Annotated in this window: 25 protein-coding genes; 13 read left to right on the plus strand and 12 right to left on the minus strand. The window is 63.1% G+C overall.

The window, feature by feature from the left end; genetic code table 11:
- Window positions 1–110 precede the first annotated feature (110 nt).
- The 5 genes from AAAT03_RS09530 to dnaK form a co-directional block, all read right to left on the minus strand.
- Window positions 111–2,411: a hydratase gene (locus tag AAAT03_RS09530; protein WP_349103212.1), complete on the minus strand. Its 2,301-nt coding sequence runs from the start codon at window positions 2,409–2,411 to the stop codon at window positions 111–113.
- A 270-nt stretch (window positions 2,412–2,681) separates the two neighbouring features.
- Window positions 2,682–3,098 (minus strand): helix-turn-helix transcriptional regulator, encoded by a 417-nt coding sequence (locus tag AAAT03_RS09535; RefSeq protein ID WP_055250809.1) that lies wholly within the window; start codon window positions 3,096–3,098, stop codon window positions 2,682–2,684.
- Between the two features lie 72 nt (window positions 3,099–3,170).
- Window positions 3,171–4,136, minus strand: a complete 966-nt coding sequence (locus AAAT03_RS09540; protein ID WP_055285310.1) for a DnaJ C-terminal domain-containing protein — start codon at window positions 4,134–4,136, stop codon at window positions 3,171–3,173.
- A 108-nt stretch (window positions 4,137–4,244) separates the two neighbouring features.
- A complete protein-coding gene (locus AAAT03_RS09545) occupies window positions 4,245–5,087 on the minus strand; it encodes a nucleotide exchange factor GrpE (protein WP_349103213.1) in 843 nt (280 codons plus the stop codon).
- Window positions 5,088–5,089: 2 nt separating this feature from the next.
- Window positions 5,090–6,982, minus strand: coding sequence for a molecular chaperone DnaK (dnaK, locus tag AAAT03_RS09550; RefSeq protein WP_117564548.1), 1,893 nt, complete (start codon window positions 6,980–6,982; stop codon window positions 5,090–5,092).
- 658 nt (window positions 6,983–7,640) lie between these two features.
- Here dnaK and AAAT03_RS09555 point away from each other — a divergent pair.
- Window positions 7,641–7,826 carry a 4Fe-4S binding protein gene (locus AAAT03_RS09555; protein ID WP_006235216.1) on the plus strand — a complete coding sequence of 62 codons (186 nt, stop codon included), beginning with the start codon at window positions 7,641–7,643 and terminating at the stop codon, window positions 7,824–7,826.
- A 203-nt stretch (window positions 7,827–8,029) separates the two neighbouring features.
- Here AAAT03_RS09555 and AAAT03_RS09560 read toward each other — a convergent pair whose 3' ends face one another.
- From AAAT03_RS09560 to nadA, 4 genes are read right to left on the minus strand one after another with little or no spacing between them, the layout of a single operon-like run.
- A complete protein-coding gene (locus AAAT03_RS09560; RefSeq protein ID WP_118227044.1) occupies window positions 8,030–8,575 on the minus strand; it encodes a transcription repressor NadR in 546 nt (181 codons plus the stop codon).
- On the minus strand, window positions 8,575–9,435 hold the full coding sequence (gene nadC / locus AAAT03_RS09565) for a carboxylating nicotinate-nucleotide diphosphorylase (protein ID WP_349103214.1): 861 nt from the start codon (window positions 9,433–9,435) through the stop codon (window positions 8,575–8,577). The genes AAAT03_RS09560 and nadC overlap by 1 nt, the downstream gene beginning before the upstream one ends.
- Before the next feature lie 3 nt (window positions 9,436–9,438).
- A complete protein-coding gene (locus tag AAAT03_RS09570; RefSeq protein ID WP_338400728.1) occupies window positions 9,439–10,815 on the minus strand; it encodes an FAD-binding protein in 1,377 nt (458 codons plus the stop codon).
- Window positions 10,816–10,870: 55 nt separating this feature from the next.
- Window positions 10,871–11,896, minus strand: coding sequence for a quinolinate synthase NadA (gene nadA / locus AAAT03_RS09575; RefSeq protein ID WP_117839954.1), 1,026 nt, complete (start codon window positions 11,894–11,896; stop codon window positions 10,871–10,873).
- A gap of 292 nt (window positions 11,897–12,188) precedes the next feature.
- On the opposite strand from nadA, the gene AAAT03_RS09580 reads away from it, so the two are divergent.
- On the plus strand, window positions 12,189–12,911 hold the full coding sequence (locus tag AAAT03_RS09580) for a LytTR family DNA-binding domain-containing protein (RefSeq protein ID WP_117839953.1): 723 nt from the start codon (window positions 12,189–12,191) through the stop codon (window positions 12,909–12,911).
- Window positions 12,911–14,188, plus strand: a complete 1,278-nt coding sequence (locus tag AAAT03_RS09585; RefSeq protein WP_117839952.1) for a GHKL domain-containing protein — start codon at window positions 12,911–12,913, stop codon at window positions 14,186–14,188. Before AAAT03_RS09580 ends, AAAT03_RS09585 begins: the two co-directional genes overlap by 1 nt.
- Before the next feature lie 64 nt (window positions 14,189–14,252).
- On the opposite strand, the gene AAAT03_RS09590 is transcribed toward AAAT03_RS09585, so the two are convergent.
- On the minus strand, window positions 14,253–14,828 hold the full coding sequence (locus AAAT03_RS09590; RefSeq protein WP_124785755.1) for a hypothetical protein: 576 nt from the start codon (window positions 14,826–14,828) through the stop codon (window positions 14,253–14,255).
- A gap of 136 nt (window positions 14,829–14,964) precedes the next feature.
- On the opposite strand from AAAT03_RS09590, the gene trxA reads away from it, so the two are divergent.
- From trxA to AAAT03_RS09635, 9 genes are all read left to right on the plus strand, one after another.
- Window positions 14,965–15,285, plus strand: coding sequence for a thioredoxin (trxA, locus tag AAAT03_RS09595; RefSeq protein ID WP_117776407.1), 321 nt, complete (start codon window positions 14,965–14,967; stop codon window positions 15,283–15,285).
- Window positions 15,286–15,506: 221 nt separating this feature from the next.
- Entirely contained in the window at window positions 15,507–15,755 is a 249-nt protein-coding gene (locus tag AAAT03_RS09600) for a hypothetical protein (protein WP_006235225.1), read from the plus strand.
- A gap of 1 nt (window position 15,756) precedes the next feature.
- On the plus strand, window positions 15,757–16,251 hold the full coding sequence (nikR, locus tag AAAT03_RS09605) for a nickel-responsive transcriptional regulator NikR (RefSeq protein WP_117839950.1): 495 nt from the start codon (window positions 15,757–15,759) through the stop codon (window positions 16,249–16,251).
- A 42-nt stretch (window positions 16,252–16,293) separates the two neighbouring features.
- Window positions 16,294–18,762 carry a carbamoyltransferase HypF gene (gene hypF / locus AAAT03_RS09610; protein WP_124785754.1) on the plus strand — a complete coding sequence of 823 codons (2,469 nt, stop codon included), beginning with the start codon at window positions 16,294–16,296 and terminating at the stop codon, window positions 18,760–18,762.
- Window positions 18,763–18,893: 131 nt separating this feature from the next.
- On the plus strand, window positions 18,894–19,154 hold the full coding sequence (locus AAAT03_RS09615) for a HypC/HybG/HupF family hydrogenase formation chaperone (RefSeq protein ID WP_089573632.1): 261 nt from the start codon (window positions 18,894–18,896) through the stop codon (window positions 19,152–19,154).
- On the plus strand, window positions 19,154–20,266 hold the full coding sequence (hypD, locus tag AAAT03_RS09620; RefSeq protein WP_241154622.1) for a hydrogenase formation protein HypD: 1,113 nt from the start codon (window positions 19,154–19,156) through the stop codon (window positions 20,264–20,266). Before AAAT03_RS09615 ends, hypD begins: the two co-directional genes overlap by 1 nt.
- 214 nt (window positions 20,267–20,480) lie before the next feature.
- A complete protein-coding gene (hypE, locus tag AAAT03_RS09625; RefSeq protein ID WP_124785753.1) occupies window positions 20,481–21,515 on the plus strand; it encodes a hydrogenase expression/formation protein HypE in 1,035 nt (344 codons plus the stop codon).
- Window positions 21,516–21,640: 125 nt separating this feature from the next.
- A complete protein-coding gene (locus tag AAAT03_RS09630; RefSeq protein WP_124785752.1) occupies window positions 21,641–22,309 on the plus strand; it encodes an HAD-IA family hydrolase in 669 nt (222 codons plus the stop codon).
- Window positions 22,310–22,694: 385 nt separating this feature from the next.
- Entirely contained in the window at window positions 22,695–23,246 is a 552-nt protein-coding gene (locus tag AAAT03_RS09635) for a transposase (protein ID WP_241154621.1), read from the plus strand.
- On the opposite strand, the gene AAAT03_RS09640 is transcribed toward AAAT03_RS09635, so the two are convergent.
- Both AAAT03_RS09640 and AAAT03_RS09645 read right to left on the minus strand, forming a co-directional pair.
- Window positions 23,206–24,063 carry an IS3 family transposase gene (locus tag AAAT03_RS09640; protein WP_241154620.1) on the minus strand — a complete coding sequence of 286 codons (858 nt, stop codon included), beginning with the start codon at window positions 24,061–24,063 and terminating at the stop codon, window positions 23,206–23,208. The genes AAAT03_RS09635 and AAAT03_RS09640 overlap by 41 nt on opposite strands.
- Window positions 24,060–24,347 (minus strand): transposase, encoded by a 288-nt coding sequence (locus AAAT03_RS09645; RefSeq protein WP_205163146.1) that lies wholly within the window; start codon window positions 24,345–24,347, stop codon window positions 24,060–24,062. The genes AAAT03_RS09640 and AAAT03_RS09645 overlap by 4 nt, the downstream gene beginning before the upstream one ends.
- 137 nt (window positions 24,348–24,484) lie before the next feature.
- Between AAAT03_RS09645 and AAAT03_RS09650 the strand changes: the two genes are divergently transcribed.
- The coding region (locus AAAT03_RS09650; RefSeq protein ID WP_349103216.1) for a transposase at window positions 24,485–24,756 on the plus strand (272 nt) is incomplete at its 3' end.

Raw genomic sequence — 24,756 nt, forward strand, 5'->3', positions numbered from 1 at the left:
CAACGAGAACGCAGAAATGTAGCCCGGGGCTTACCCTTTCCCGAACGCGGCCCTCGCGAAGCGCGTGAGCGGGCGGGAAAGGGTAAGCCCCGGGCGGACAATTAAGTGCGCTACTCGGCAGCGGCCTTGAACTTGTTGTAGTTGATCAGGCAGCCGGCCTTGACGATGGCACGCTCCTCTGCCGTCATATCGGCAATGTAGAGCTCAATCTGCTCGACCGCACCATCGGCGCGCACCACGTAGGCGGCGATGTCCTTCAGGTCGCCATCGAGCGCGGCACGGATACCCGGCACAAAGACGTAATCGCCCACCTCAAAGTTGGGCTCGGCCTCCATCTGGAAGGGCACCATGCCCCAGTTCATCACGTTGGAGCGATAGCGCTTGGTGGCGTACTCGTGGACGATGTTGGCCAGGCCGCCAATTACGCGCTGGCAGCTCGCGGCCTGCTCGCGGGCGCTGCCGTCGCCAGGCTTCTTGGCGTAAATCATGGAACCGAACTCGGTCGCCTTGGCATCGGCCGCGACACCCGCGCCGGCCAGCGCCTCAAACACACCGGCAAGCTCGGCATCGAACGCCGCCAGGTCGCCCGCGGACTCGCCGGCAACGCGACGCTTCTCCACAGCGTCGGCCTCCTTGGAGCGACCCACGTAGGCCGGGTCGCGGCGGCTCAGCGTAAACTCAGCCAGGCCCAGCGGGTTGGAGCGGAAGGAGCTCGTCTCGCCCGAGGGAATGAGCTCGTCGGTCGTGGTGACCGGGTCCATGATCTTGGAGCAAACCTTGAGCAGGATGTCGTCGCCGAGCGGCTCCATCGCGGGCCACGGCTTGATGTTGGGGCCTTCGACCAGCTCGTCGGCAGGCTCCGCCTTGCCAAAGCCCCAGTACACGCGCTTCTTGTACGGCGCGTCGTCAAAGGTGTACTCGCAGGCCTCGTCCCAAGTGTCCTCGGGCAGGTCGGTCGCCGGCGTCAGGACGCCGCCGTTGGCAGCCGTTGCCGCAATGGAGCGGGCGTCCATCAGGGCCACGGCGCTCAGCTGGCCATTACCCGGCTTGGAACCCTCGCGGTTGGGGAAGTTGCGCGTGGTGTGACGGATCGAAAGGCCGTTGTTGGCGGGCGTGTCGCCGGCGCCGAAGCACGGGCCGCAGAATGCCGTGCGCACGATTGCGCCGGCCTCCATGAGGTCGTAGATGTAGCCGCGGCGTGTAAGTTCGAGCGCCACGGGCTGGCTCGTGGGATAGACCGACAGCGAGAACTCGTCGCAGCCGGTATTGGCGCCCTTGAGCACGCGGGCAGCCTGGACCACGGAGTCATAGTTGCCGCCCGAGCAGCCGGCGATAACGCCCTGCTGCACGTGCAGCTTGCCGTCGACGATCTTGTCGAGCAGGCTAAAGTGCGTCTTGCCCTCGCCGATCTTGGCGGCCTCGAGCTCCACCTCGTGCAGGATGTCCTCGAGGTTCTCGTTGAGCTCGTCGATCTCAAAGCCGTTGGAAGGATGGAACGGCAGTGCGATCATGGGCTTGATGCTCGACAGGTCGACCTCGACGCAACCGTCGTAGTAGGCGACATCGGCGGGCTTGAGCTCGCGATAGTCGTCGCCGCGGCCGTGCATGGTCAAAAACGCGTGCGTGTCCTCGTCGGTGGCCCAGATGCTCGACAGGCAGGTGGTCTCGGTGGTCATGACGTCAACGCCGTTGCGGTAGTCGGTCGTCATGCTCGCGATGCCCGGGCCCACAAACTCCATGACATTGTTCTTGACGTAGCCCTTGGCAAAGACGGCGCGAATGATGGCGAGCGCCACGTCGTGCGGGCCGACGCCGGGGCGCGGGGCGCCCGTGAGGTAGATGGCCACGACGCCGGGATAGGCGACATCGTAGGTGTCGCGCAGCAGCTGCTTTGCCAACTCGCCGCCGCCCTCGCCCACGGCTATGGTACCCAGGGCACCATAGCGGGTGTGCGAGTCGGAACCCAGGATCATCTTGCCGCAACCGGCGAAGTTCTCGCGCATAAAGGAGTGGATGACGGCGATGTGCGGCGGAACGAAGATGCCGCCGTACTTCTTGGCTGCGGAAAGGCCAAAGACGTGGTCGTCCTCATTGATGGTGCCGCCCACGGCGCACAGCGAGTTATGGCAGTTGGTGAGCACGTAAGGCAGCGGGAACTGCTCCATGCCCGAAGCGCGCGCCGTCTGGATGATGCCGACAAAGGTGATGTCGTGGCTCGCCATGGCATCGAAGCGAATCTTGAGTGCCTCGGGGTCGCCCGACGTATTGTGTGCCTGGAGGATCGAATACGCGATGGTGCCGCGCTTGGCATCCTCGGGTGTCTGCGTAATACCGCGCTCGGCAGCCTCGGCCGCAGGCACAACCTCGCTGCCGCCGCGCAGGTAGATGCCGTCCTCGTACAGCTTGACCATACTGTCTCCCACTCTGCCCAAAAGATTTGGGCGCATAGCATACATTCGTTCAATATCGTGCCATAGAACGGTTGCGAGTGGGTTACGAATCTCTGCGTTCACTTTATCTCAGTAAAGCAGAGGACGAGTTAGGTCCTGGGGAGGCAGACTTAGACGCTCAAATGACGAGAGTGGATAATCTCCCACTTTGAGCCTGCAAACAGGCAAAAAACGGGAGATTATCCACTCTCATTCTGCAGGTACTCATTTAAGTCTGTCCCCAATGAGTGCCTACAGGTCGCCGCCCGTGCCCAGCAGTTTGCGCATGACTTGCTCGGGGTTGACCGAGCCGTCGCGCGGGGCCAGGGCGGTGATCTTCTTCTGCATCTTATACTCGTGCAGCTCGTCCTCGAGCTGGCGCACGCGGGCGCGGAGCTTTTCGTTCTCGCGCTCGCGCTCCTCGGCACGCTCCTTCATATCGAGGATGCGCACCACGCCGGCAAGGTTGATGCCCTCGTCAGTCAGCTGGTTGATGAGCTCCAGGCGCTCGATATCGGCACGCGAATACAGACGCGTGTTGCCGCCCGAGCGCTGGGGGTTCACCAAGCCCTTGGACTCGTAGACGCGCAGAGTCTGCGGGTGCATGCCGGTCAGCTCGGCCGCCACGCTGATCATGTACAGCGGTTTGTTCCTATTGTCCTCGGCCATGCTACCTGACCCCTTTCCGTCTCGTTATCGTCCATCATAAGCCCGCGGGCGTGGGCGTGCGCCGCGACCGCCCTAGTACGTCGCCTTGTAACGATTGACCTTCTCGCGATAGTCGCGCGTGTCGGCCTCGCGCAGCTTGGTCATGGCATCGCGCTCATCGTCGGACAGGTTCGTGGGAACCTGCACCTTGATCTCGACGAGCAGCGCTCCCGTACGGCCACGGTGCTTAACGTCGGGCGCGCCCATCTCCTTAAAGCGGAACTTCTTGCCCGTCTGGGTGCCCGCCGGCACCTTCAGACGAACCGTCGCCCCGCCGGGCGTGGGCACGTCCACCGTGCAGCCGAGCGCCGCCTCGTAGACCGAGACCGGTACCTCCATGGTCACGTCGGCGCCTTTGCGCTTAAACAGCGGGTGCTCCTCCACGTGCGTGGTCACGACCAGGTCGCCGCGCTCGCCGCCGGCAACGCCGTACTCTCCGCGACGCTTGTAGCGCAGCTTGCCGCCGTCGACCGCGCCCGCGGGCACCGAGACCGTAATGGTCTGCTGCTCGCCCGTCGAGGGAATGCGATAGGTGACCTTGTGCGTCACGCCGCGAAACGCGTCCTCGGCCGTCACATCGACGGTCAGCGACAGGTCGCCGCCCTTGCGCGCGCGGCTGCGACCCGCGCCGGCACCGGCAGCACCCGCAGCCCCGGCAAAGCCCGAGCCCCAATCGCTACCCCAAGCGCCGTTGCCGCTAAAGATGCTGTCGAAGATGTCGCCCCAGCCACTGGCGCCCGCGCCGGCACCGTAGCCGCCGCCATACGCGCCGCCTGCGCCCGGCATGCCGCCGAACATGAGCATCTGGTCGTACTCTTTGCGCTTCTTCTCGTCCGAAAGCGTCTCGTAGGCCTCGCTAATCTCCTTAAACTTGGCCTCGTCGCCGCCGGCATCGGGGTGATATTTTTGCGCGAGCTTGCGAAACGCGCTCTTGATCTCTTTGTCGGAGGCGCTCTTGGATACGCCCAGGATGTCATAGAAGGTTTTGCCTGCAGCCATCGTAGCTCCTCTCCTGTTACGTCCGCCGCCCATGCAGGCGACGGCTCATGCTTTCATATGGCACTAGGCCAGAAAGGGCCCCGGGTGTTGCCCCGGGGCCCTTCTCAATTACTCCTCGGTGCTCTCAGCCGTATCGGCCGCAGCATCCTCGGGCGCCGCTTCGGGCTCCGGTGCGGGGCGCTTCTCGCCACCGTAGGTCACCGTCACCATCGCGGAGCGCAGGATGCGGTCCGCCATGCGGTAGCCCTTCTGGTACACGTCGTTGACGGTCTCGTCGTACTGCGATGCGTCCTCGACACGCCCCACGGCCTGGTGCTCGAGCGGATCGAACGCCTCGCCCTTGGGGTCGATGGGCTCAACGCCCTCGTGAGCAAACACATCGAGCAGCTTGGCATGCACCGCGTCAACGCCGTCGACGAACTGCTTAAAGTCGTCGGCGAGCTCCTGGCTGCGGGCATGGTCGATCGCGCGCTCGATATCGTCGACCACCGGCAGCAGCGCGGTGACGAGCTTCTCGGTCGCGCGCTCGCGCTCGGCGATGCGCTCGTTGGCGGTGCGGCGACGGAAGTTCTCCCAGTCGGCCTGCAGACGGGCGGTGCGCTCGGTAGCGTCCTTCGCCTTGTCCTCGGCGGCCTTCTGAGCCTCTGCCGCAGCATCGAGCTCATTGCGCACATCGGCAAGCTCCTTTTGGGCCTGCTCGAACTTGAGCTTAAAGTCGTTGTCGGCGGCTTCTTCACCGGCGCGGATAGCGGCTTCCACCATCTCGTCCTCGGTCATCGTCGCCTCCTTGTTGGAATCCTCTACCTGGTTCTCGGCAGCCTCGGCGGCCTCGGCCTCGTTGGCCTCGGTATCGTCTGCGGCCTCTACGGGAATCTTCACGTCCTTCTCCTCAGAGTCAACGGGGGCGGCGCCAGCAGCAGCCGCCTCCGTGCGAGCTTTACGGGCGGACATGATTACTTGTCCTCGTCGTCCACAACCTCGTAGTCAGCGTCGACAACGTCATCGTCGGCAGGCTGGGCACCGGCGGCACCGTCGGTCTGCTGCTGAGCGTCGGCGTAGACAACCTGGGCCAGCTCGTAGGCCACAGACTGCAGGGATTCGCCAGCGGCCTTGATGGCCTCGACGTCAGAGCCCTCGAGCGCCTTCTTGGCGTCGGCGATAGCGGCCTCGGCCTTGGACTTCACATCGGCGGAAACCTTGTCGCCCAGCTCGTTGAGGGTCTGCTCGGTGGAGTAGCACAGGCTGTCGGTCTGGTTGCGGACCTCGACCTCTTCCTTCTGCTTCTTGTCCTCCTCGGCATGAGCCTCGGCGTCCTTGACCATGCGATCGACTTCGTCGTCGGAAAGCGCGGTGGAGCCGGAAATGGTGATCTGCTGCTCCTTGCCGGTGCCCTTGTCCTTAGCAGAGACCTTGACGATGCCGTTGGCGTCGATGTCGAAGGTGACCTCGATCTGCGGCACACCGCGGCGGGCAGCCGGGATACCGGTCAGCTGGAACTTACCGAGCGACTTGTTATCGCGGGCAAGCTCGCGCTCGCCCTGGAGCACGTTGATCTCGACGCTGGTCTGGTTGTCGGCAGCGGTGGAGTAGACCTCGGTCTTGGAGGTCGGGATCGTGGTGTTGCGGTCGATCATCTTGGTCATGATGCCGCCCATGGTCTCGACGCCCAGCGACAGCGGGGTAACGTCGAGCAGCAGGATGCCCTCGACGTCGCCGGTGAGCACGCCGCCCTGGACGGCAGCGCCGTCGGCAACGACCTCGTCGGGGTTCACGGACATGTTGGGCTGCTTGCCGGTCATGGTCTTGACCAGATCCTGGACGGCGGGCATACGGGTGGAGCCGCCGACGAGGATGACCTCGGTCAGATCGGAGAGCTTAAGCTTGGCGTCGCGCAGGGCGTTGGTGACAGGCTGCTTGCAGCGCTCGAGCAGGTCGCGGGTGATCTTCTCGAACTCGGCGCGGGTCAGCGTGTAGTTGAGGTGCAGCGGGCCAGACTGGTTCATGGTGATGAACGGCAGGTTGATGGTGGACTGCTGGGCTGCGGAGAGCTCCTTCTTGGCGTTCTCGGCGGCCTCCTTCAGACGCTGCAGGGCCATGGGGTCCTGACGCAGGTCGACACCGTTCTCCTGCTGGAACTTATCGGCCATCCAGTCGATGACGCGCTGATCCCAGTCGTCGCCGCCCAGGTGGTTGTCGCCCGAGGTGGACAGAACCTCAAACACGCCGTCAGCGAGGTCGAGGATGGAGACGTCGAAGGTGCCGCCGCCCAGGTCGAAGACCAGAATGCGCTGGTCGGTGCCCTGCTTGTCCAGGCCATAGGCCAGAGCAGCAGCGGTCGGCTCGTTGACGATACGCTTGACGTTGAGGCCGGCGATCTTACCGGCGTCCTTGGTGGCCTGACGCTGGGCGTCGTTGAAGTAGGCCGGGACGGTGATGACGGCGTCGGTGACGGTCTCGCCCAGATACTTCTCGGCGTCGGCCTTCATCTTTGCGAGCGTCATGGCGCTCACCTGCTCGGCGGTATAATCCTTGCCCTCGATATCGACGACGGCACGGCCACCCTGGCCCTCCTTGACCTCATACGGCACGGTCTTGATCTCGGAGGTGCACTCGGAGTACTTGCGGCCCATGAAGCGCTTGATGGAGAACACGGTGTTCTTGGGGTTGGTGACCGCCTGGTTCTTAGCGGCCTTACCCACGACGCGGTCGCCGTCAGCACGGAAGCCCACGACAGACGGGGTGGTGCGGTCGCCCTCGGCGTTCACGATAATGGTCGGAGAACCGCCCTCGAGGACGGCCATTGCGGAGTTAGTAGTACCAAGGTCGATACCAAGAATCTTACTCATTAGAAATTCCCTCTCTCTTTTGCGTTCGCGCCGCCTCGACGATCTGTCGCGCGGCGCTTCGGCTTGTCTTTCAGGATGTAGTGTATCCCCTTATGGGCCGGAATATACAAAATCTAAGTCAATTCATATAAGATTTCTTATCTCTGAGAGTTTAGGTTCTCAAATGCGCAGGTAGATGCGCTGTTTGAGTTCTCGGCAGATCTATTGAGATCTATGTAGAGATGGCTGAGGTTTGCGTCCGGGGGTGCCTGGGGGCCGTCTTGCGGCAAGCTCATCCCGGTTTGAGCGTGGATTCCGGGTCGCAGTTTCCGCAACCAGAGCCTTCGGGAAAATACATCCCAATCTGAGCGAAAATTCCGGGATGCAGTTTCCGCCGGGCGGTCCATCCGGAAACTGCGCCCCGGTTTTCGGCCAAATAACGGGATGCCCTTTCCGCAGGCGCGCTCAATAGCTCAATATTTCAAGTCACCTTTAGCTAACATTTTCGCAGCTCAACGGCCCCACCTGCGCGTTTTTTAGTAAACCTTGGCATACTCGGCGAACGGTATGAAGATGCCGGCCAGAGGGTATTGCAAACGGTCGCTCCCGTGGTATGTTTTTGCCCGAATCAAACCGGCGCGCATCGCCTGTAGCGTCGGTCAACAGAGAGGAAACTACCATGGCTCATCCCGTAATTGATGCCGACGAGTGCATCGCTTGTGGCGTTTGCGTCGACTCCTGCCCCGCTGGCGTTCTGGAGCTCCAGGACGTCGCTACCGTCGCCGACGAGGACTCCTGCGTCGCCTGTGGCGCTTGCCAGGACGCTTGCCCCGCTGGCGCGATCACCGAGATCGTCGAGGAGTAACAACTCCCCACTTGCACACTCAAAAGTACACCGTGCACAAAAAAGGAGGCTTCCGCATCGCCGCGGAGGCCTCCTTTTGTTTGTATAGGCAGCTAATTGGGGACGGGGCTACCTTGGCAGTTGCGGTGGAATAGTTCCTGGCTCATTGCTTAGGTGCCGATTGTAGGAACTATTTCACCGCAACTTATAAATACAGTATCGGGTTAGGACAAATCATCCTCGTAGGGCATTAAATCGGCAAGGTAGCCCTTCTCCTTGAGTATGGCCTCGATCTCGTCGAGGGTCTGCTCGTCCTCCGCCGCGATGCGATGGAAGTGGTAGCCGCTCGTCACCGTTAGTAGTGGAAAGCTCTTGCCGCTCTCGATATCGTGCAGGTAGCGCTCAACATCGCGACGATTGCGGATGTCCAGGTCGGCCGTGATCTTGCCGTACACACGATGGTTGACGATCACGTTGAGCACGGCGCCACCCGCGTCGACGATACTCGTAAGCTCGTCGCCCGCCTGCTCCACGCCGTGGCGCACCTTAACAAGACGCGTGGGCACGGCGGGGCTACTCGCGGCTTCCTGCAGCACGTAGCCGCGGTTGGTCGCCACGATATCGTGCCCATCGGCACGCAACAGGGCAATATCCTGAACCACGACCTGACGGCTCACGCCAACCTCGCGGGCAAGTGCGCTGCCCGAAACGGGCTCCTTGGCTCCTTCGAGCACGGCCATGATGGCACGGCGACGCTCGCGGGCGTTCATTATTTACCGTCCAGCAGACGCAGGTGCTTAAGCGAGAGGTCGAGGATCGGCGCAGAGTGCGTCAGGGCGCCCGAGCTAATATAGTCGACACCCAGATCGGCCAGGGCGCGAATGTTGCTGGCGTCCACGTTGCCCGAGCACTCGGTCTTGGCGCGACCGGCGATAAGCTCGATGGCGGCGGCCATGTCGTCATGGGTCATGTTGTCGAGCATGATAATGTCGGCACCGGCCTCCACGGCTTCGCGCACCATGTCCAGGTTCTCGCACTCAATCTCAACTGTCGTGGTAAACGACGCATGGGCGCGCGCCATCTCGATCGCGCGCGCCACGCCACCGGCGGCGTCGATGTGGTTGTCCTTGAGCATGACAGCCGTCGACAGGTTATAGCGGTGGTTGCTGCCACCGCCGATCTCGACTGCGGCCTTCTCGAAGACGCGCATGCCCGGCGTGGTCTTACGTGTGTCGACAAGCACGGTCTTGGTGCCCTCGAGCACCGCAGCCATTCTGTGCGTATAGGTAGCGATACCGCTCATGCGCTGCAGGTAGTTGAGCGCCACGCGCTCGCCCGAAAGCAGCACGCGCGCATCGCCGCGCACCTGGCCCACGTGGTCGCCGGCGTGCACCTCGTCACCGTCGGCAACATCAAACAGCACCGAGCTCTGCGAATCCAGCAGCTCAAAGGTGCGAGCGAACACATCCAGGCCGGCGATGATGCCATCGGCCTTGGCGATAAGCTCCACCGTGGCGGGACGCGCCGTGGGGCACACGCTCGCCGTGCTCACGTCCTCAAAGGTAATGTCCTCGCGCAGAGCCTGCAGAATCAGATCATCGACGACGAGTTTCATGGTAATGGGATTCATGGTCTACTCCTCCACGGCCTGCGTGCCGGCGGCACGAGCCAAATCATCGATTGCAAGGGTATGGGCACTCAGGGCGCGGTGACGCCCGTCAAGCGCGGGCTCACCGGCCTGCTCCACGGCCAGTGACTCGCCGGTACGCATGTACCACGCGGCGCGACGACCCCAGACCAGCGCCTCGAGCAGGCTGTTCGATGCAAGGCGGTTCTTGCCGTGCACGCCATTGCAAGCCGTCTCGCCGGCGGCGTAGAGCTCGGGCATCGAGGTGCGGCCGTCCTTGTCGACCCACACGCCGCCCATAAAGTAGTGCTGCGTAGGCGTAACGGGGATGGGCTCGTCCAAGATGTCGCGGCCGTCCTCCAAGCAGCGTGCGCGAATGTTGGCAAAGTGCCCGGTCACTACATCGCGCTCGACGGGGGCAAAGCTCAGCCACTCGTGCTCGGTACCGTCCCGCTTCATCTGCTCGCGAATAGCGGCAGCGACCACATCGCGCGGCTGAAGCTCGTCGGTAAAGCGCTCACCGGCGGCGTTGAGCAAAATCGCGCCCTCGCCGCGGCAGCTCTCGCTGATCAGGAAGGTGCGGCCTGGCTGCGGCGAGAACAGTCCCGTGGGGTGGATCTGCACGTAGTCCAGGTGCTCCATCTTAATGCCATGCTCCTGAGCGATGTAGCAGGCATCGCCCGTGAGCTGCGGATAGTTGGTCGAGTGGTCGTATATGCCGCCGATGCCGCCCGTCGCCCACAGCGTGTGGCGGGCATGGATCTTAAACGGCTCGCCGGCATGCGCGCCCTCGGCGGCATTTATCAGCTCGTCGGCGGGGCGGACCGAGTTGTCCTCGTCCACGGGAACGGCGACGACACCGGCACACACCGTTGCGCCGTCACGCTCGCCCGTCAGGATGTCGGTCATGGCCACGTGCTCCAAAATCTGCACGTTATCCAGTTTGCGAACGGCCTGAAGCAGCTTGGTCGTGATCTCCTTGCCCGTAATGTCGGCATGGAAGGCAATGCGGGGGCGGCTGTGCGCACCCTCGCGGGTAAAGTCGAGGCTGCCGTCGGCCTTGCGCTCAAAGTCCACGCCCATCGCCAGCAGGTCGTTGATGACCGAGCGGCTCGAGCGAATCATGATGTCGACGCTCTCGCGGCGGTTCTCGTAGTGGCCGGCGTGCATGGTGTCCTCAAAGAAGGCATCGTAGTCAGAACCCTCGGGCAGCACGCAAATGCCGCCCTGCGCGAGCATCGAATCGCACTCGTCGACAGCGCCCTTGGAGAGCATGATCACGCGCATGCTCGTCGGCAGGTTGAGAGCCGCATACAGGCCCGCTACACCGCAGCCGGCAATAACGACGTCGCACTCCATATCGGGGTATTGCTTGGTTTCCACAGGAATCCTCTCCCTTGAATGTGACATAAGGGACCGTCCCTCATGCCGCATTGTTCTAGCGCGCTGCGTACTCGAGCATGCGGTCGAGCGTGAGCTTGGCCTGATCGGCGGCCTTGTCCGACACGCCAATCTGCACCTCGCCCTCGCCCGTCTCCAGGCAGCGCACGAGCTTTTCGAGCGTGATGAGATCCATGTTGACGCAGGTGGGCTGCACCGCGGGGAAGTAGAACTTCTTGCCGGTGCCCTGGCAGCGGCGCTCGAGCTCGTAGAGTACGCCGCGGACCGTCACGATAATGAACTCGCTCGCGTCGGACTCCTCGGCATACTTGATGATGCCGGCGGTGGAGCCGATGTAGTCGGCCTCAGCCAGGACGTCAGCCTTGCACTCAGGATGCGCCAGCACGAGCGCGTCGGGGTGGGCCTCCGTCGCGTCGACGATCTGCTCGACGGTGATGATGTGATGGCGCGGGCAGTAGCCGTTGTTGGGGATGACGTGCTTTTGGGGCACCTGCTCGGCTACGAAGCGGCCCAGGTTCTGGTCGGGAATGAACAAGATGTGCTGCTGCGGCAGCTCGGAGACGATCTTGACGGCGTTTGAGCTGGTAACGCACACGTCACTCCAGCTCTTGATCTCGACCGTCGAGTTGACGTAGCACACCACGGCCAGGTCGTCGCCATACTCGGCGCGCGCCGCGTCGACCGTCTCGCGCTTGACCATGTGCGCCATGGGACAGTCCGCGCCCGGCTCGGGCAGCAGCACGGTCTTGGTGGGATTGAGCAGCTTGGCGCTCTCGCCCATAAACTCCACGCCGCACAGCACGATAGTCTGCTGCGGTAGGCTTTTGGCGAGCTTTGCCAGGTAGAAGCTGTCGCCGACGTAATCGGCCACAGCCTGAACCTCGGGCGCCACATAGTAGTGCGCCAGGATCACCGCGTCACGTTGGGTTTTTAGTTGCTGAATGGCCTCGACAAGCTCTGCGGGCACCAGTGCCGCGCGCTCCGTTGCCGTCGTTGCCGATGCTAGGCCGGCCGCGATATCGCGTGCAAGCTCCGACGCATCCATGTTCGCGCTCTGTGCCATCAAGGCCCCTCTCTTTTGGCGAATCTTGGGGCTTTAGTATGACACCTAGGTTTACAGCTGACAAGACAGCTGTAAACCTAGGTGTAAGGTTGAAATAAAGATTCAATCATGCGGCAGGTCCATTTTCGAACTGGCAAGCTGAGGATAGCCGAGCTCTCGATAGCGCAGGAGGCATCTTTCGCCACCGCAATACCGCTCGGCGCGAGTTGCGCACCGTGAGGCACGAACGGGCGCTCCCCCGCGAGTGGTCCGCGCCCAATGTGGCAAAATCGAACTACTAAGGGGGCTCAGAATGCTCAAGATTATTGCCTGCGACGATGACGCCGCTTTTCTAGATAGACTGCACCGGATGATCGACCGTTGGTCGATCGAGACGGGCACGGCGGTCGATGTTGCGCTCGTCACGCGCGGCGAGGACCTGCTGGCGCGCCATGCCGCGTCGCGCGCCGACATCATCCTGCTCGACATGATCATGCCGCTCGTCAACGGCATGGACACCGCACGCGAATTGCGCCAGGCCGACACCGCCGTGCGCCTGGTGTTCCTCACCTCGTCGCCCGAGTTTGCACTGGAGTCCTACGAGGTCCGCGCCTTCGACTATCTGCTCAAGCCCGTGACTTACGAACGCCTGGCGCAGTTACTCGACGAACTTTCGAGCATGCGCCCGGCGGCAACCGACGAGCTCGTGATCAAAACGTCCTTTGGCTACCACGCCCTGCGCCTGTCCGACATCGAATATGCCGAGGCGCGCAACAAGCACGTGGTCTTCCATCTGCGCGACGGACGCGATATCGAGGCACTCGAATCGTTCCGCAGCGTCGAGGACCGTTTGGCGCAAAATGCCACCTTCTTTAAATGCCACCGTAGCTACCAGGTCAACTTGCGCAACATCGACCACTTCGATCGCACAGACATCGTCATGCGCTCGGGCGCGTGCATTCCGCTGTCGCGCAGCAGCAAGCAGGGGTTCCAAGACGCCTACTTTGCGGTGCGCTTTGAGGGCGGGAGGCGCTGATGATCTCCTCGGTCGAAATGGTCCTTTGGGCAATCCACCACGCCACGACGCTGCTCTTTGGCGTCTTTGCCTCGGCGGCGCTGTGCGGTATCGAAATCAATCGACGCCATGCACTCGAGTTGGTGGGGGTCGGAGCCGCAACCGGCGCTGCCTTTTCGATCGCCAATGTCGTTGGCGGAGAGCTTTTTGCCCGTCAGGTCTATCCGCTCGTCGTGCACTTGCCGCTTACCGTCTACCTATGCGCGCGCTACCACTTGAGTCCGCTACTCGCGACGTTGGGCGTCACCAGCGCCTATCTGAGCTGCCAGTTCAGCAATTGGATGGGCATCGCCGCATTTGCCGCAACCGATTCTCAGATCGCGTACTATCTGGCACGCATCGCTACCACGCTCGGCGTCTTTGCCGTCCTGCTGCATTGGGCCGGCGACATTGGACCCCGCCTGGCGATTAAAAGCCCCACCGAGCTGGGCATCCTTTTAATCCTGCCGCTCGTCTATTACATCTTTGACTACGCCACCAACGTCTACACCACGCTGTTCCACTCGGGCTCGGTGGTGACAGTTGAGTTTTTGGCATTTGCGCTCTGTGCCTTCTATCTTATGTTTCTTGCCGTTTACCTGCGCGAATACGAAGAAAAGGAAACCGCCGAGCGAGAGCGTTGGATGCTCGAAACCCGCGACAGCGCCGCCATCAAAGAGCTCGAGGCTTGGCGTCAATCTGGGCGCGAGCTGTCGATTCTTCGCCACGATATGCGCCACTTCCTACGCGGCCTGGCCACTTTAATTGAGGAGGGCCACACCGACGAGGCGCTCAACCGCATCGACGAACTCTGCGAAGCCGGCGACCGCACCGCCGTACGCCGCTTCTGCGCCAACGAGACCGTAAACATCGCGCTTTCGTCATTCAACTCAGATATCAATAGAAACGGCATTACCGCCAACCTGCGCGCCGCCGTACCCGAAACCGTCCACGTAGGTGACGCCGACCTGTTTAGCGTGCTCTCAAATGCCTTGGAAAACGCTATCACCGCCGCAAGCGCCGCACCCCAAGGAAAGCGATTCGTCGACCTTGACCTGCGACTTGAGGACGGCCAGCTGTTGCTGTTAGTTTCCAACACGTTTGACCGCGCGCCGCGCATGGTCGACGGCATGCCCGTGACCCGGCATGCGGGCCACGGCTTTGGAACCAAGAGCATCAAACTTGCCGTGGAGCGCATGAACGGCAACTGCCAGTTCCGCATTAACGGCGATCGGTTTGAGCTGCGCGCTGTGATGTAGAAGTACGGCGCCGATCTCGCGGCGCGCCTCGCCCGCCAGGCAATCGCTCGCCGGTGCCGATCCGCTACAGTGGAGCGACCGCCGGGGTCAGCTGCTTGATGTAGGCCCACATACGCTGCTTGGCCGCTTTGTCGGTCAGCGCCGCCTCAAAGCCATCGAGCGCGAGCACGCGGCGGCCCTGCACATGGGCGACCAGGCCGGGCTTGAGCATGGCGGTGTCGAAGTCATCAATCGCCACGAGCATATCGGCGTAGGTTTCGCGCATGACATCGGCCGCACTGTTGTCGAGCAGCAGCACCGCCTCGGGGTCCAGAGCCTCCAGCGCCTCGCGGAACAGGTCGCACGGCAGAGTCTCGCCCACCGCGACCGCTCCGTCACCCGCGCCGGCGACGCTTGCCAGCACGCAAAAGTCCTCGGGGGCATATCCGATGGCGCCGAGCGCCTTGCGCAACGCGGCGCCATCCGCGCCGGCAGCCAGCTCGCCGCCCGAGCACTCGGCTTCATCCAAATCGCCTTTGACCAGCACAATCGGCGAGCACGCGTTGCCCGCGATACGCACACCGCGACCTGCAAGCGACGCGAGCTCCTGCTCGGTCGCCTGAGCGATGGCTTCTTTTTTCTGGCTTTGTGACGTGGGCATGCGCTCTCCAATCGTTTGCGTGCCCACCATTATATAAAAGAGCCGCCCGCGAGTGGTTGCTTTGCGGGCCGCTGGGTATAAGCACGGTCGTACTGAGTTTTACGCGGCCGAGCCGCGTCGTATTATGGAGGTCACCATGGCTGACATTAAGCAGATTACCCCCGAGAACTTCGATTCCATCGTTAACGACAGCCTGCCCGTACTGGTTGATTTTTGGGCCCCGTGGTGCGGCCCCTGCCGCTCGCTCTCGCCCATCGTAGACGAGGTTGCCGACGAGCTGGCCGGCAAGTTGGCTGTGGCCAAGTGCAACGTCGACGACAACCAGGACCTGGCCATGAAGTTTGGCGTCATGAGCATCCCCACGCTGATCGTCTTTAAGAACGGCGAGGAGGTCGACCGCTCGGTCGGCGCCTTGCCCAAGGCAAGACTTCAGGCACTGCTGGAGAAACATCTGTAATACGCTTGTTACCCATCTGCCGTCCATGAGCGGTTTCGCACCGCTCGCCGGAGTGCCAAACGCAAGGTATGCGACCACGGATAGTATGGTAGATACAAACAGCCCCCAGTGAACGGGTGCGGGTCAGACGGACTCGCACCCGTTTTCTTATGCGGCGGCGCTCAAGGCGGGCGTAGTAGAATCTGAACCACCATATCGCCCCGTACAAAAGGAGACTCCCCATGCATGACGTCGGAATGAACATGAGCCAGCTTGCCATGAGCGTCAAGCAGGTCGACGACACCATTGAGCTCGCTCACGAGTGGAGCCATCAGCTGCTGCATGCGACCGAGAACTTTGACATGGAGCGCATTGGCGCCAAGCTCGAGGCCGCCATGGCGGCACTCCACGAGGCGCACGATGCGCTCGAGGGCTACGAGGAGGCCATCGAGGCCGACCACAACTCCGTCGGCTCTGTGAAACTGGTGTAACGTGGCCGAGCACGAGCACGCGCACAATCACGGTGCGGACGACGATGCAAGCTGCCGCTACAGCGGCTCCAGCTCCGAGCTGGTCCGCTTTTCGGTCACCGCGCCCGACGACCTGCTGCGCCGCTTTGACGAGCAGATCGCGCGCCGCGGTGACGTGGCTAACCGATCCGAGGCCGTACGCGATCTGATTCGCGCCTCGATCGCCAAGGAGCAGATGCGCACGCCCGACGAGCATGTTATCGGGTCGCTCACCATGATCTACGACCACCATACCGGCGACCTGACGCGCCGTCTGGACGAAGTGCAGCACGACTACACCGACGAGATCGTATCGACCATGCACGTGCATCTGGATCACCACAACTGCTTAGAGATTCTGGCGCTCAAGGGTCGCGGCGAGCGCGTCTACGAACTAGCCGACCGCCTGCTGGGCCTGCGCGGCGTTAAGCACGGTGAGCTCACGTGCGCCGCCACCAAGCAGAGCCTGGGGCTGTAGCGCACCTGTCCCTATTTGGTCGGTTTTGATGAGGGGTGTCGCATGCGACATGTGCATATTCATGTGACGGGCATTGTGCAGGGCGTTGGCATGCGGCCGTTTGTGTATCGCGAGGCCATGGCGCATGGCATTTGCGGATGGGTGCTCAACGCGGGCGACGGCGTGCATATCGAGGCGCACGCCCGTGCCGAGGCGGTTGACGGATTTGTCGCTGCTCTTTCTGAGCATGCGCCCGCGGCGGCTCGCGTTGAGCGAGTCGATATTGCGGATTTGAAGCCTAGCGGCTGGAGCGCTGCCGATGAGCAGGGCTTTCGTATTGTGGCATCGCAGGACCAGACCGCGCACACGACGCTCGTCTCGCCCGATATCGCCACCTGCGATGATTGTCTGCGCGAGTTGTTCGACCCCGCCGATCGGCGCTATCACTACCCTTTTATCAACTGTACCAACTGCGGACCGCGCTTTACCATCATCCGGTCGCTGCCTTATGACCGAGCGGCCACGTCGATGAATTGTTTTCCCATGTGTCCTGAGTGTGCCGCGGAGTATGCCGACCCACTCGACCGGCGTTTTCACGCGCAGCCCGATGCCTGCTTTGATTGCGGGCCGCATATCACGTGGCGCGAAGCGAGCGTGGGCGGTGAGCCGGGCGAAGCCGCCGCGTTGCCGGCCGTCGGCACCACACGCGAAGCCAGCGACGCTATCATCGAGCGCTGCATTGAGCTGCTGGCCGGCGGTGGCATCGTCGCCATCAAGGGCCTGGGCGGATTTCACTTGGCATGTGACGCCTCCAACGAGCAGGCGGTAGCCGAGCTTCGTCGTCGCAAACGCCGCAGCAACAAGCCGCTTGCCGTTATGGTGCGCGACCTTGCCGACGTTGAACGCCTGTGCCATGTCAACGACGTTGAGCGCGGCTTGCTGGCCGGCAGCATTCGCCCCATTGTGCTGCTGCGCCGACGTGCTGTTTGCGAGAGCGGCGGCTCCCCCGACGCCCTCGCGCTCGCGCCGTCCGTCGCGCACGACCTTCCCGAGCTCGGCGTTATGCTCCCCTACACCCCGCTTCAGCATCTGTTGCTTGCCGCAGCAGAAGCCCGCGGTGTGCACGCACTCGTCATGACCAGCGGAAACCTGAGCGAAGAGCCCATCGAGACCGATGACGACCTTGCCTGGGAGCGCCTCGTTGCCGCCGGCATTGCTGATGCGCTACTCGGCAACGACCGCGCGATCCTCTCGCGCTACGACGACTCCGTGGTGCGCGTGGTCAACGGCGCCATTATGCCCGTGCGCCGTGCCCGCGGATATGCACCCCAGCCGCTGCCGTTGCCGGCGCTCGACGGCGCTCCGTCCTGCGTGCTCGCCTGCGGGCCACAACAAAAGGCCACGATTGCGCTCACGCGCGAAGGGACGAACGGCGAGGCAACCTGTTTTGTGTCGCAGCATATCGGCGATGTTGAAAACGGCGGGACCTTCGATGCCTGGAACGCCGCGCGCACGCGCTTGGAAGATCTCTTTGACTTGGCGCCCGCCGCCTTGGCCTGCGATTTACACCCCAGCTATCTATCGGACCAGTGGGCGCGCGAGCAGGCGCGAAAATGCAATCTGCCGCTCGTCGAAGTGCAGCACCATCATGCGCATATCGCGAGCGTAATGGCCGAGGCCATCGCCGCGGGCCAGCTTACAACCGACACGCGTGTCCTTGGCATCGCCTTCGACGGCACCGGCGCCGGCACCGATGGGACCATTTGGGGCGGCGAGTTTCTTGTTGCCAGCCTTGACGGCTTTGAGCGCACCGCGCATTTGCTCACCTGGGCGCTCCCCGGCGGGGCGGCCTCCGTACGCGACGCTCGACGCAACGCCTTTGCCCTGCTCAGCGAACTCGGCCTACTCGAGCACCCAGGCGCCGCTCAGCTTTTGGACAGCCTCGACGAGCAAACGCGTAGCGTGACAGCCACCATGATCGAGCGCGGCATCAACAGCCCGCGTACCAGCAGCATGGGACGTCTCTTTGATGCCGCGGCAGCAATTCTGGGCATCTGCGACAAGGCAACCTACGAGGGCGAACCCGCCATAGAACTCGAAGCCGCCGCCTGGCGCGCGTTCAGCAGTGAAAGTGCCTGCCCCACCGGCAATATGGTCAGCTTTTCCGTAACCGAATCATCCCGTCCGGACGACTGCCATGTTCTGAACTCCAGACCGCTTTTTGAGGCGCTTTTGGAGGGAATCAGGACCGGCGTGCCCGCCGGCAAGCTCGCGCTCGACTTCCACGTCACCATCGCGCGCTCCTCGGCACGAATCGCACGCGAAATCTGCGCCCGTGAAGGCCTCGACACCGTCGCGCTCTCGGGCGGCGTGTTCATGAACCGACTTTTGCTTCAGCTCCTCACCCGCGAGCTCAAAAGCATGGGTCTCACTGTCTTGATTCCCCGCTCCGTGCCCGTCAACGACGGCTGTATCGCCTACGGTCAGGCCGTCATCGCTCGCGCTCGCCTCGCGCAGACAGCATCGCGATAGGCTGTTTTGCCAGCCTGCGCGCCGCCGTCTCACAGGTGTAACGCGTTTGCTCGTGACTCCTGCGAGCGCTACCATCAACTGATGGGTAATTAGGCGCCTATCCAGCGCAAAACGTATAAAAGGGGAACATTATGTGCCTTGCCGTTCCCGGTAAAGTGGTCAAACGCGACGACGACCTTAAGGCGACCGTCGACATGATGGGCATCGAGCGCCCCGTTTCGCTGCGCCTCGTGCCGACGGCACAGGTAGGCGACTATATTCTCGTGCACGCCGGCTTTGGCATTCAGATTGTCGACGAGCAGGAGGCGCAGGAGACGCTCGACCTGGTCAACACCATGACCGAACTGGTCGAAGAAGACCAGCTGGCCACCAACCCGGCCGAGGCTTACTAGTGGCGGCCGGACAGCCGGCTCGCTCCGGTATCGACTTCTCGGCATTCCGCGATCCCAAGCTGGCTCGCGAGCTCATCGAGCGCATCCGTGAACTCGTCGGCGACCGCACCATCAACCTTATGGAAGTCTGCGGCACGCACACCGTGAGCATCGGTCGCTATGGCTTTCGCTCCATTATGCCTGCCGGGCTCAAACTGCTGAGCGGTCCGGGTTGCCCCGTCTGTGTTACCGCCAACCGCGATATCGACCATGCAATCGCGCTCGCCAAGATGGACGGCGCCATCATCACCACCTTTGGCGACATGATGCGCGTGCCCGGGTCGTCTACCTCGCTCGCCGCGCAAAAGGCGGCGGGGCGCGATATTCGCATTGTGTACTCCCCGCTCGATGCACTCGATATCGCCGAACACAACCCCGATCGCCCGGTCATCTTTATGGGCGTCGGCTTTGAGACCACGACGCCCACCATCGCCGCCGCCATTTTGGAGGCCGATGCACGCGGACTCCAGAACTTCTCGGTCTATTGCGCCCACAAGACCACGCCGCCGGCGCTGCGCGCCATCGCCAACGATCCCGAGACCACTATCGACGGCTTTATCCTTCCGGGACACGTCGCCACCATCACGGGCTTAGCCCCCTTTGACTTTTTGGTCGATGAGTTCGAGACCCCAGGCGTAGTCACCGGATTTGAGCCGGTCGATATTCTGCAGGGCATCTGCATGCTGGTCCAGATGGTTGTTGAGGGGCAGCCCGCAATCGACAACGCCTACCGCCGTGGCGTCAACGCAGACGGCAACCCCGTGGCGCGCCAGCTGGTCGAGCAGGTGTTTGAGCCATGCGACACCACGTGGCGCGGGCTGGGGCCGATTGCCAACTCGGGCCTTTCCATCCGCCCCGAGTTCTCGCGCTTTGATGCCCGCACTCGCTTTGACGTGCCCGTTGAGACGACGGTCGAGCCGCGTGGGTGCCGCTGCGGCGACGTGCTGCGCGGGGCCATTACGCCGAGCGACTGCCCTCTGTTCGGCCGCGCTTGTACACCCGAGCATCCCATCGGCCCCTGCATGGTGAGTTCCGAGGGCAGCTGTGCAGCATATTTCCGCTACCGAGGCTAATGGGTTCCGCCGCTCTAACGAACGGCGGGCCGGTCGACGCTGCGCGCCATTCAGGCGAGCGATTTGCCTTTCAATCGTCGGCTGCGGGCAAAAGCCCAGCAGCCTCCTCTTTCAAGGCAACTCACTTCGCCTGAATGGCGCTCGCTGACTTTTACTTAACATCGATTCTGCCACACTCAGCTATTGCCGACCCCCCACGATTGGAGTTTTCGATATGTCCCGTACTGCCACCGATAGCACTGTCCTGTTGGGCCACGGCTCTGGCGGCCAGATGATGAAACGCATCATCGATGAGGTCTTTTTGGATGCCTTTGGGTCGCCCGAACTGCTCGAGGGCAACGATGCCGGCGTCGCTGCGCTGCCCGCGAGCGGGCGCATCGCCATGTCGACCGACAGCTTTGTAGTCTCGCCGCAGTTCTTCCCCGGCGGCAATATCGGCCGACTCGCCGTGTGCGGAACCGTCAACGACGTCGCGACCTCGGGCGCTAACGTGCGCTACCTCTCATGCGGCTTTATCCTCGAAGAGGGCTATCCCATGGACAAGCTGCGCCAGATTGTGCAGACCATGGCCGAAACGGCACATGAGGCAGGCGTGAAGATTATCACCGGCGACACCAAGGTGGTCGAGCGTGGCGGTGCCGACGGCGTCTACATCAATACCGCTGGCGTAGGCGAGGTGCCCGCAGGCGTGACGCTCAGCGGTGCCAACTGCCGGCCCGGCGACGTCATCCTGGTGTCGGGCACACTCGGCGACCACGGCATCGCCATCATGAGCCAACGCGAGGGCTTGGCGTTTTCGAGCGCCATCGAAAGCGATGCCGCGCCGCTCAACCACCTGATTGCCGATGTGCTTGCCGCAGCACCCGACACACGCTGCTTCCGCGACCCCACGCGCGGTGGCCTGGCCTCGACGCTTAACGAGTTTGCCCAGGCCAGCGGTGTTGCCATGGAGATCGACGAGGATGCCGTGCCCGTGCGCCCCGACGTGCAGGCCGCCTGCGAGATGCTCGGCTACGACGTTCTGCAGGTGGCAAACGAGGGCAAGATGGTTGCCGTGGTGCCGGCCGAGCGGGCCGATGCCGTGCTGGCCGCCATGCGCGCCGCGCGCTACGGCGAGAATGCCGCCATTATCGGTCGCGTGCTGCCGCTTGCCGAGGACGCCCGCCCCGCCGTGCGCGTACGTACCGGTTGGGGCTCGACCCGCATCCTCGACATGCTCGTAGGAGAGCAGCTGCCGAGAATTTGCTAACGACAGAGATGGTCGGGCAGCGCGGCCCGATACACGGCAGTCAAAGTTGTTCAGATTTCAAACATGCCCGACACGCCAGCCCGTTATCATGGGTGCGTCCTATAACCCAAACGGCGGGAGCACCCATGGCAGCAGCTTTTTCCCATGTGATTTTTGATTTAGACGGCACCATCCTCAACACGCTCGAGGACCTGGCAGCCGCCGGCAACCATACCTGCGAGATGCACGGCTGGCCCACGTTTGCCGTAGACGAGTACCGCTACAAGGTGGGAAACGGCATGCTCAAGCTGGTCGAGCGCTTTATGCCCGCCGAGTATGCGGGCGACGGCCGTATGTTTGAGCAGACGCTTGCCGAGTTTAGGGCTTATTACGGCGAGCACAAGGAAGACCACACCGCACCGTACGCCGGTACGATCGAGATGCTCGACCGCCTGCGCACCGCGGGTGTGCAGCTTGCCGTGCTCACTAACAAGGACCACGTCTCGGCGGTTCCGCTTATCGAGAAATACTTTGGTTCCGAGCGCTTTGCGCTGGTGCAGGGCCGCGTCGATGCGTTTCCTCCCAAGCCCGAGGCACCTGTTACGCTGCACGTGATGAAAGAGCTAGGCGCCGACCCGGCAACCACACTCTATGTAGGCGATTCCAATGTCGATATCCTGACCGGTCACAACGCCGGCCTCAAGAGCGCGGGTGTCACCTGGGGCTTCCGCGGCCGCGCAGAGCTGGAAGCCGCTGGCGCCGACTACGTGGTGGACACCCAGGACGAGCTCGCGGCGCTAATCCTGGGCGAGTAGCGGGGCTGTCGCTCAACACGGCTGCATAGATTCTGTCGCGCGGAAAGCGCATCCCGTTTTGCCGCCTCAGAATGGGATGCGCTTTCCGGTTGAGCCTTGTCGGGAAACGGCATCCCGTTTCAGAGCAATATTCCGGGTCGCGCTTTCCGCAACCCACCCCATCCGGAAACCGCGACCCACTATTCGGCCAAATACCGGCTCGTATTTTCCCGAGCATTCGATGCAACGCTGGCGCAAGGAGTGTCCCCGACTGCCGGCAGAGACGATATGAGCAGGACATAAAAACATTGGGAGCCCCCGGCATGAAAGTCCGCGGATCAGGCCGACAATGGTGAGTGTCTAATCCAGCCGTGGCGGCCACGCCGCATTCATGGAAGGGGCTCCCATGCTCGATACTACCACCTTCGTCGGCCTCGACGTCCACGCCCGCTCGATAAAGGCCGTCTCCCTCGACGTCATGACCGGGGAGGTGCGCTGCGCGACCTTCGGCTACGACGCCGGGGCCGTCGCGGCGTGGGTCCGGTCCGTGGACCCCAGGGCCAGGTGCGTGTACGAGTCCGGGGTCACGGGGTTCGACCTGCAGAAGAGGCTCTCCGGCCTGGGGGTCGACTGCGTGGTCGGCGCCGTCTCGAAGATGATCAAGCCCAGCGCGGACAGGCGCAGGAAGAACGACCGCAACGACGCCGAGTTCCTCGCCCGCATGCTGTCGGTCGGCAACGTGGTCGAGGTGTGGGTCCCCGACGACGAGTGCGAGGCCGCCCGCGACCTGACCAGGGCGCTCGAGGACGCGAGGGACGACCTCTCGCGCTCGAAGCAGCGGCTCTCCAAGTTCCTGCTCAGGCACGGGCTCGTCTTCGACGAGAGAACGCCCACCGGCCGCAGTGGATTGGCAACACCTATTTGGACGATTCCGGGAGGGACAGCCCCGCTTCCCTGAACTCGACCGGCGACATGTAGCCCAGCGTCGAGTGGATCCTGAAGTTGTTGTACCAGTTCACGTAGTCCGAGAGCTTGGCCCGTAGCTCGCGCGTCGTGCCGAACGTCTCGCGGTGGACGAGCTCGGCCTTCAGTATCCTGTTGGTCGACTCGTCGACGGCGTTGTCGTAGGGGCAGCCCTTGGCCGACAGCGACCTCTCTATGCCGAAGGTCTCGAGCATCAGGTCGATCTCGGCGTTGTCGAACTCGCTGCCGCGGTCCGTGTGGAATACCTCGATGTCCGAGATGGGGAAGGAGACCGTCGCGAACGCCGACTTGACCAGCCGGGCGTCCTTCCTGGGCCCGGCGGAGTGACCGACGATCTCTCTGTTGTAGAGGTCGACGAGCAGGCAGACGTAGTTCCACGAGGCCCCGACGCGCACGTAGGTCAGGTCGCTGCATATATGGGTGCGCGGCGCCCTGCCGCCGAAGCCGCGCGCGACGACGTTGGGCACGTCGGCCTCGTTGACCGCCCCGGGGTGCACCTTGAACCTCTTCCTGCCGTATGCGCTGACCAGGCCGTTCTCCCTCATGATGCGGCAGACCCGGCGCCGGCTGACGGTGACGCCCGACCTCTCGAGCGACGCCTTTATCTTGCGCGAGCCGTACCGGCCCTTGCTGGCGGCGTGGGCCGCGACCACGGCCGGCGCGGCGGGGTCCGGCGCGTCGGGCCGGTCGGCCCGCGAGCGCATGGAGTAGTACGTCGACCTCGCGACGCCGAGGAGCCTGCACTGCGCTGGTATGGGGTAGCGGCCCTCGTTGGCCGCTATGGCCCTCACTTTCGAGCGTATATCAGCGCCGCTTGTTTTAAGACGTCGACCTCCATCCGGAGCCTGCGGTTCTCGCGCTCGAGCTCCAGGATCCGGTTCTGCTCGGGCGTGCGGTTGTCCGCGGCGCGCGGCGAGCCGGTCGCGTTTATCGACTTGATCCACCTCTCCACGGTGCTCTTGCCGAGGTCGTACTCGTCCATGATCTCGCGCTTGGGCTTTCCGGCGTTGTAGAGGTCGACTATCTGCCTCTTGAACTCGTCGGTGAAATGCCTCGGGTGCCTGGGGTCCCTCATATACGGCCCTCCCGTCTCTCGCGCCCCTCCCGGAACTGTCCACATCAGTGTAGCCAATCCACAGGAAGGGGAACTGGACCCGGGCGCACTGGTCCTGGATCGAGTCGATAAGGTTCGCGGAGGGGGCCGACAACGAGGTGCTGGCCTACTACGTCGAGGCGGTCAGGCGGGCGGCGGAGGAGAAGTCGAGGCTCGAGGGGCTCGTCGGGGCCGAGGCCCGCAAGCCCAGGTGGAGGAGGAGGGTCGACTCCCTGCGCTGCCTCAAGGGCGTCGACACCGCGACCGCCGCCGACCTCGTGTTCGAGGCCGGCGAGTTCTCCAGGTTCAGGAACGCCCGCTCGTTCGCCGCGTGGGTCGGCCTGACGCCCTCCGAGCACTCCAGCGGGGAGAGCGACCGCAGGGGCGCGAT

Origin of the sequence: Collinsella sp. CLA-AA-H167 (assembly GCF_040095305.1) — a bacterium.
Taxonomy (GTDB): Bacteria; Actinomycetota; Coriobacteriia; order Coriobacteriales; family Coriobacteriaceae; genus Collinsella.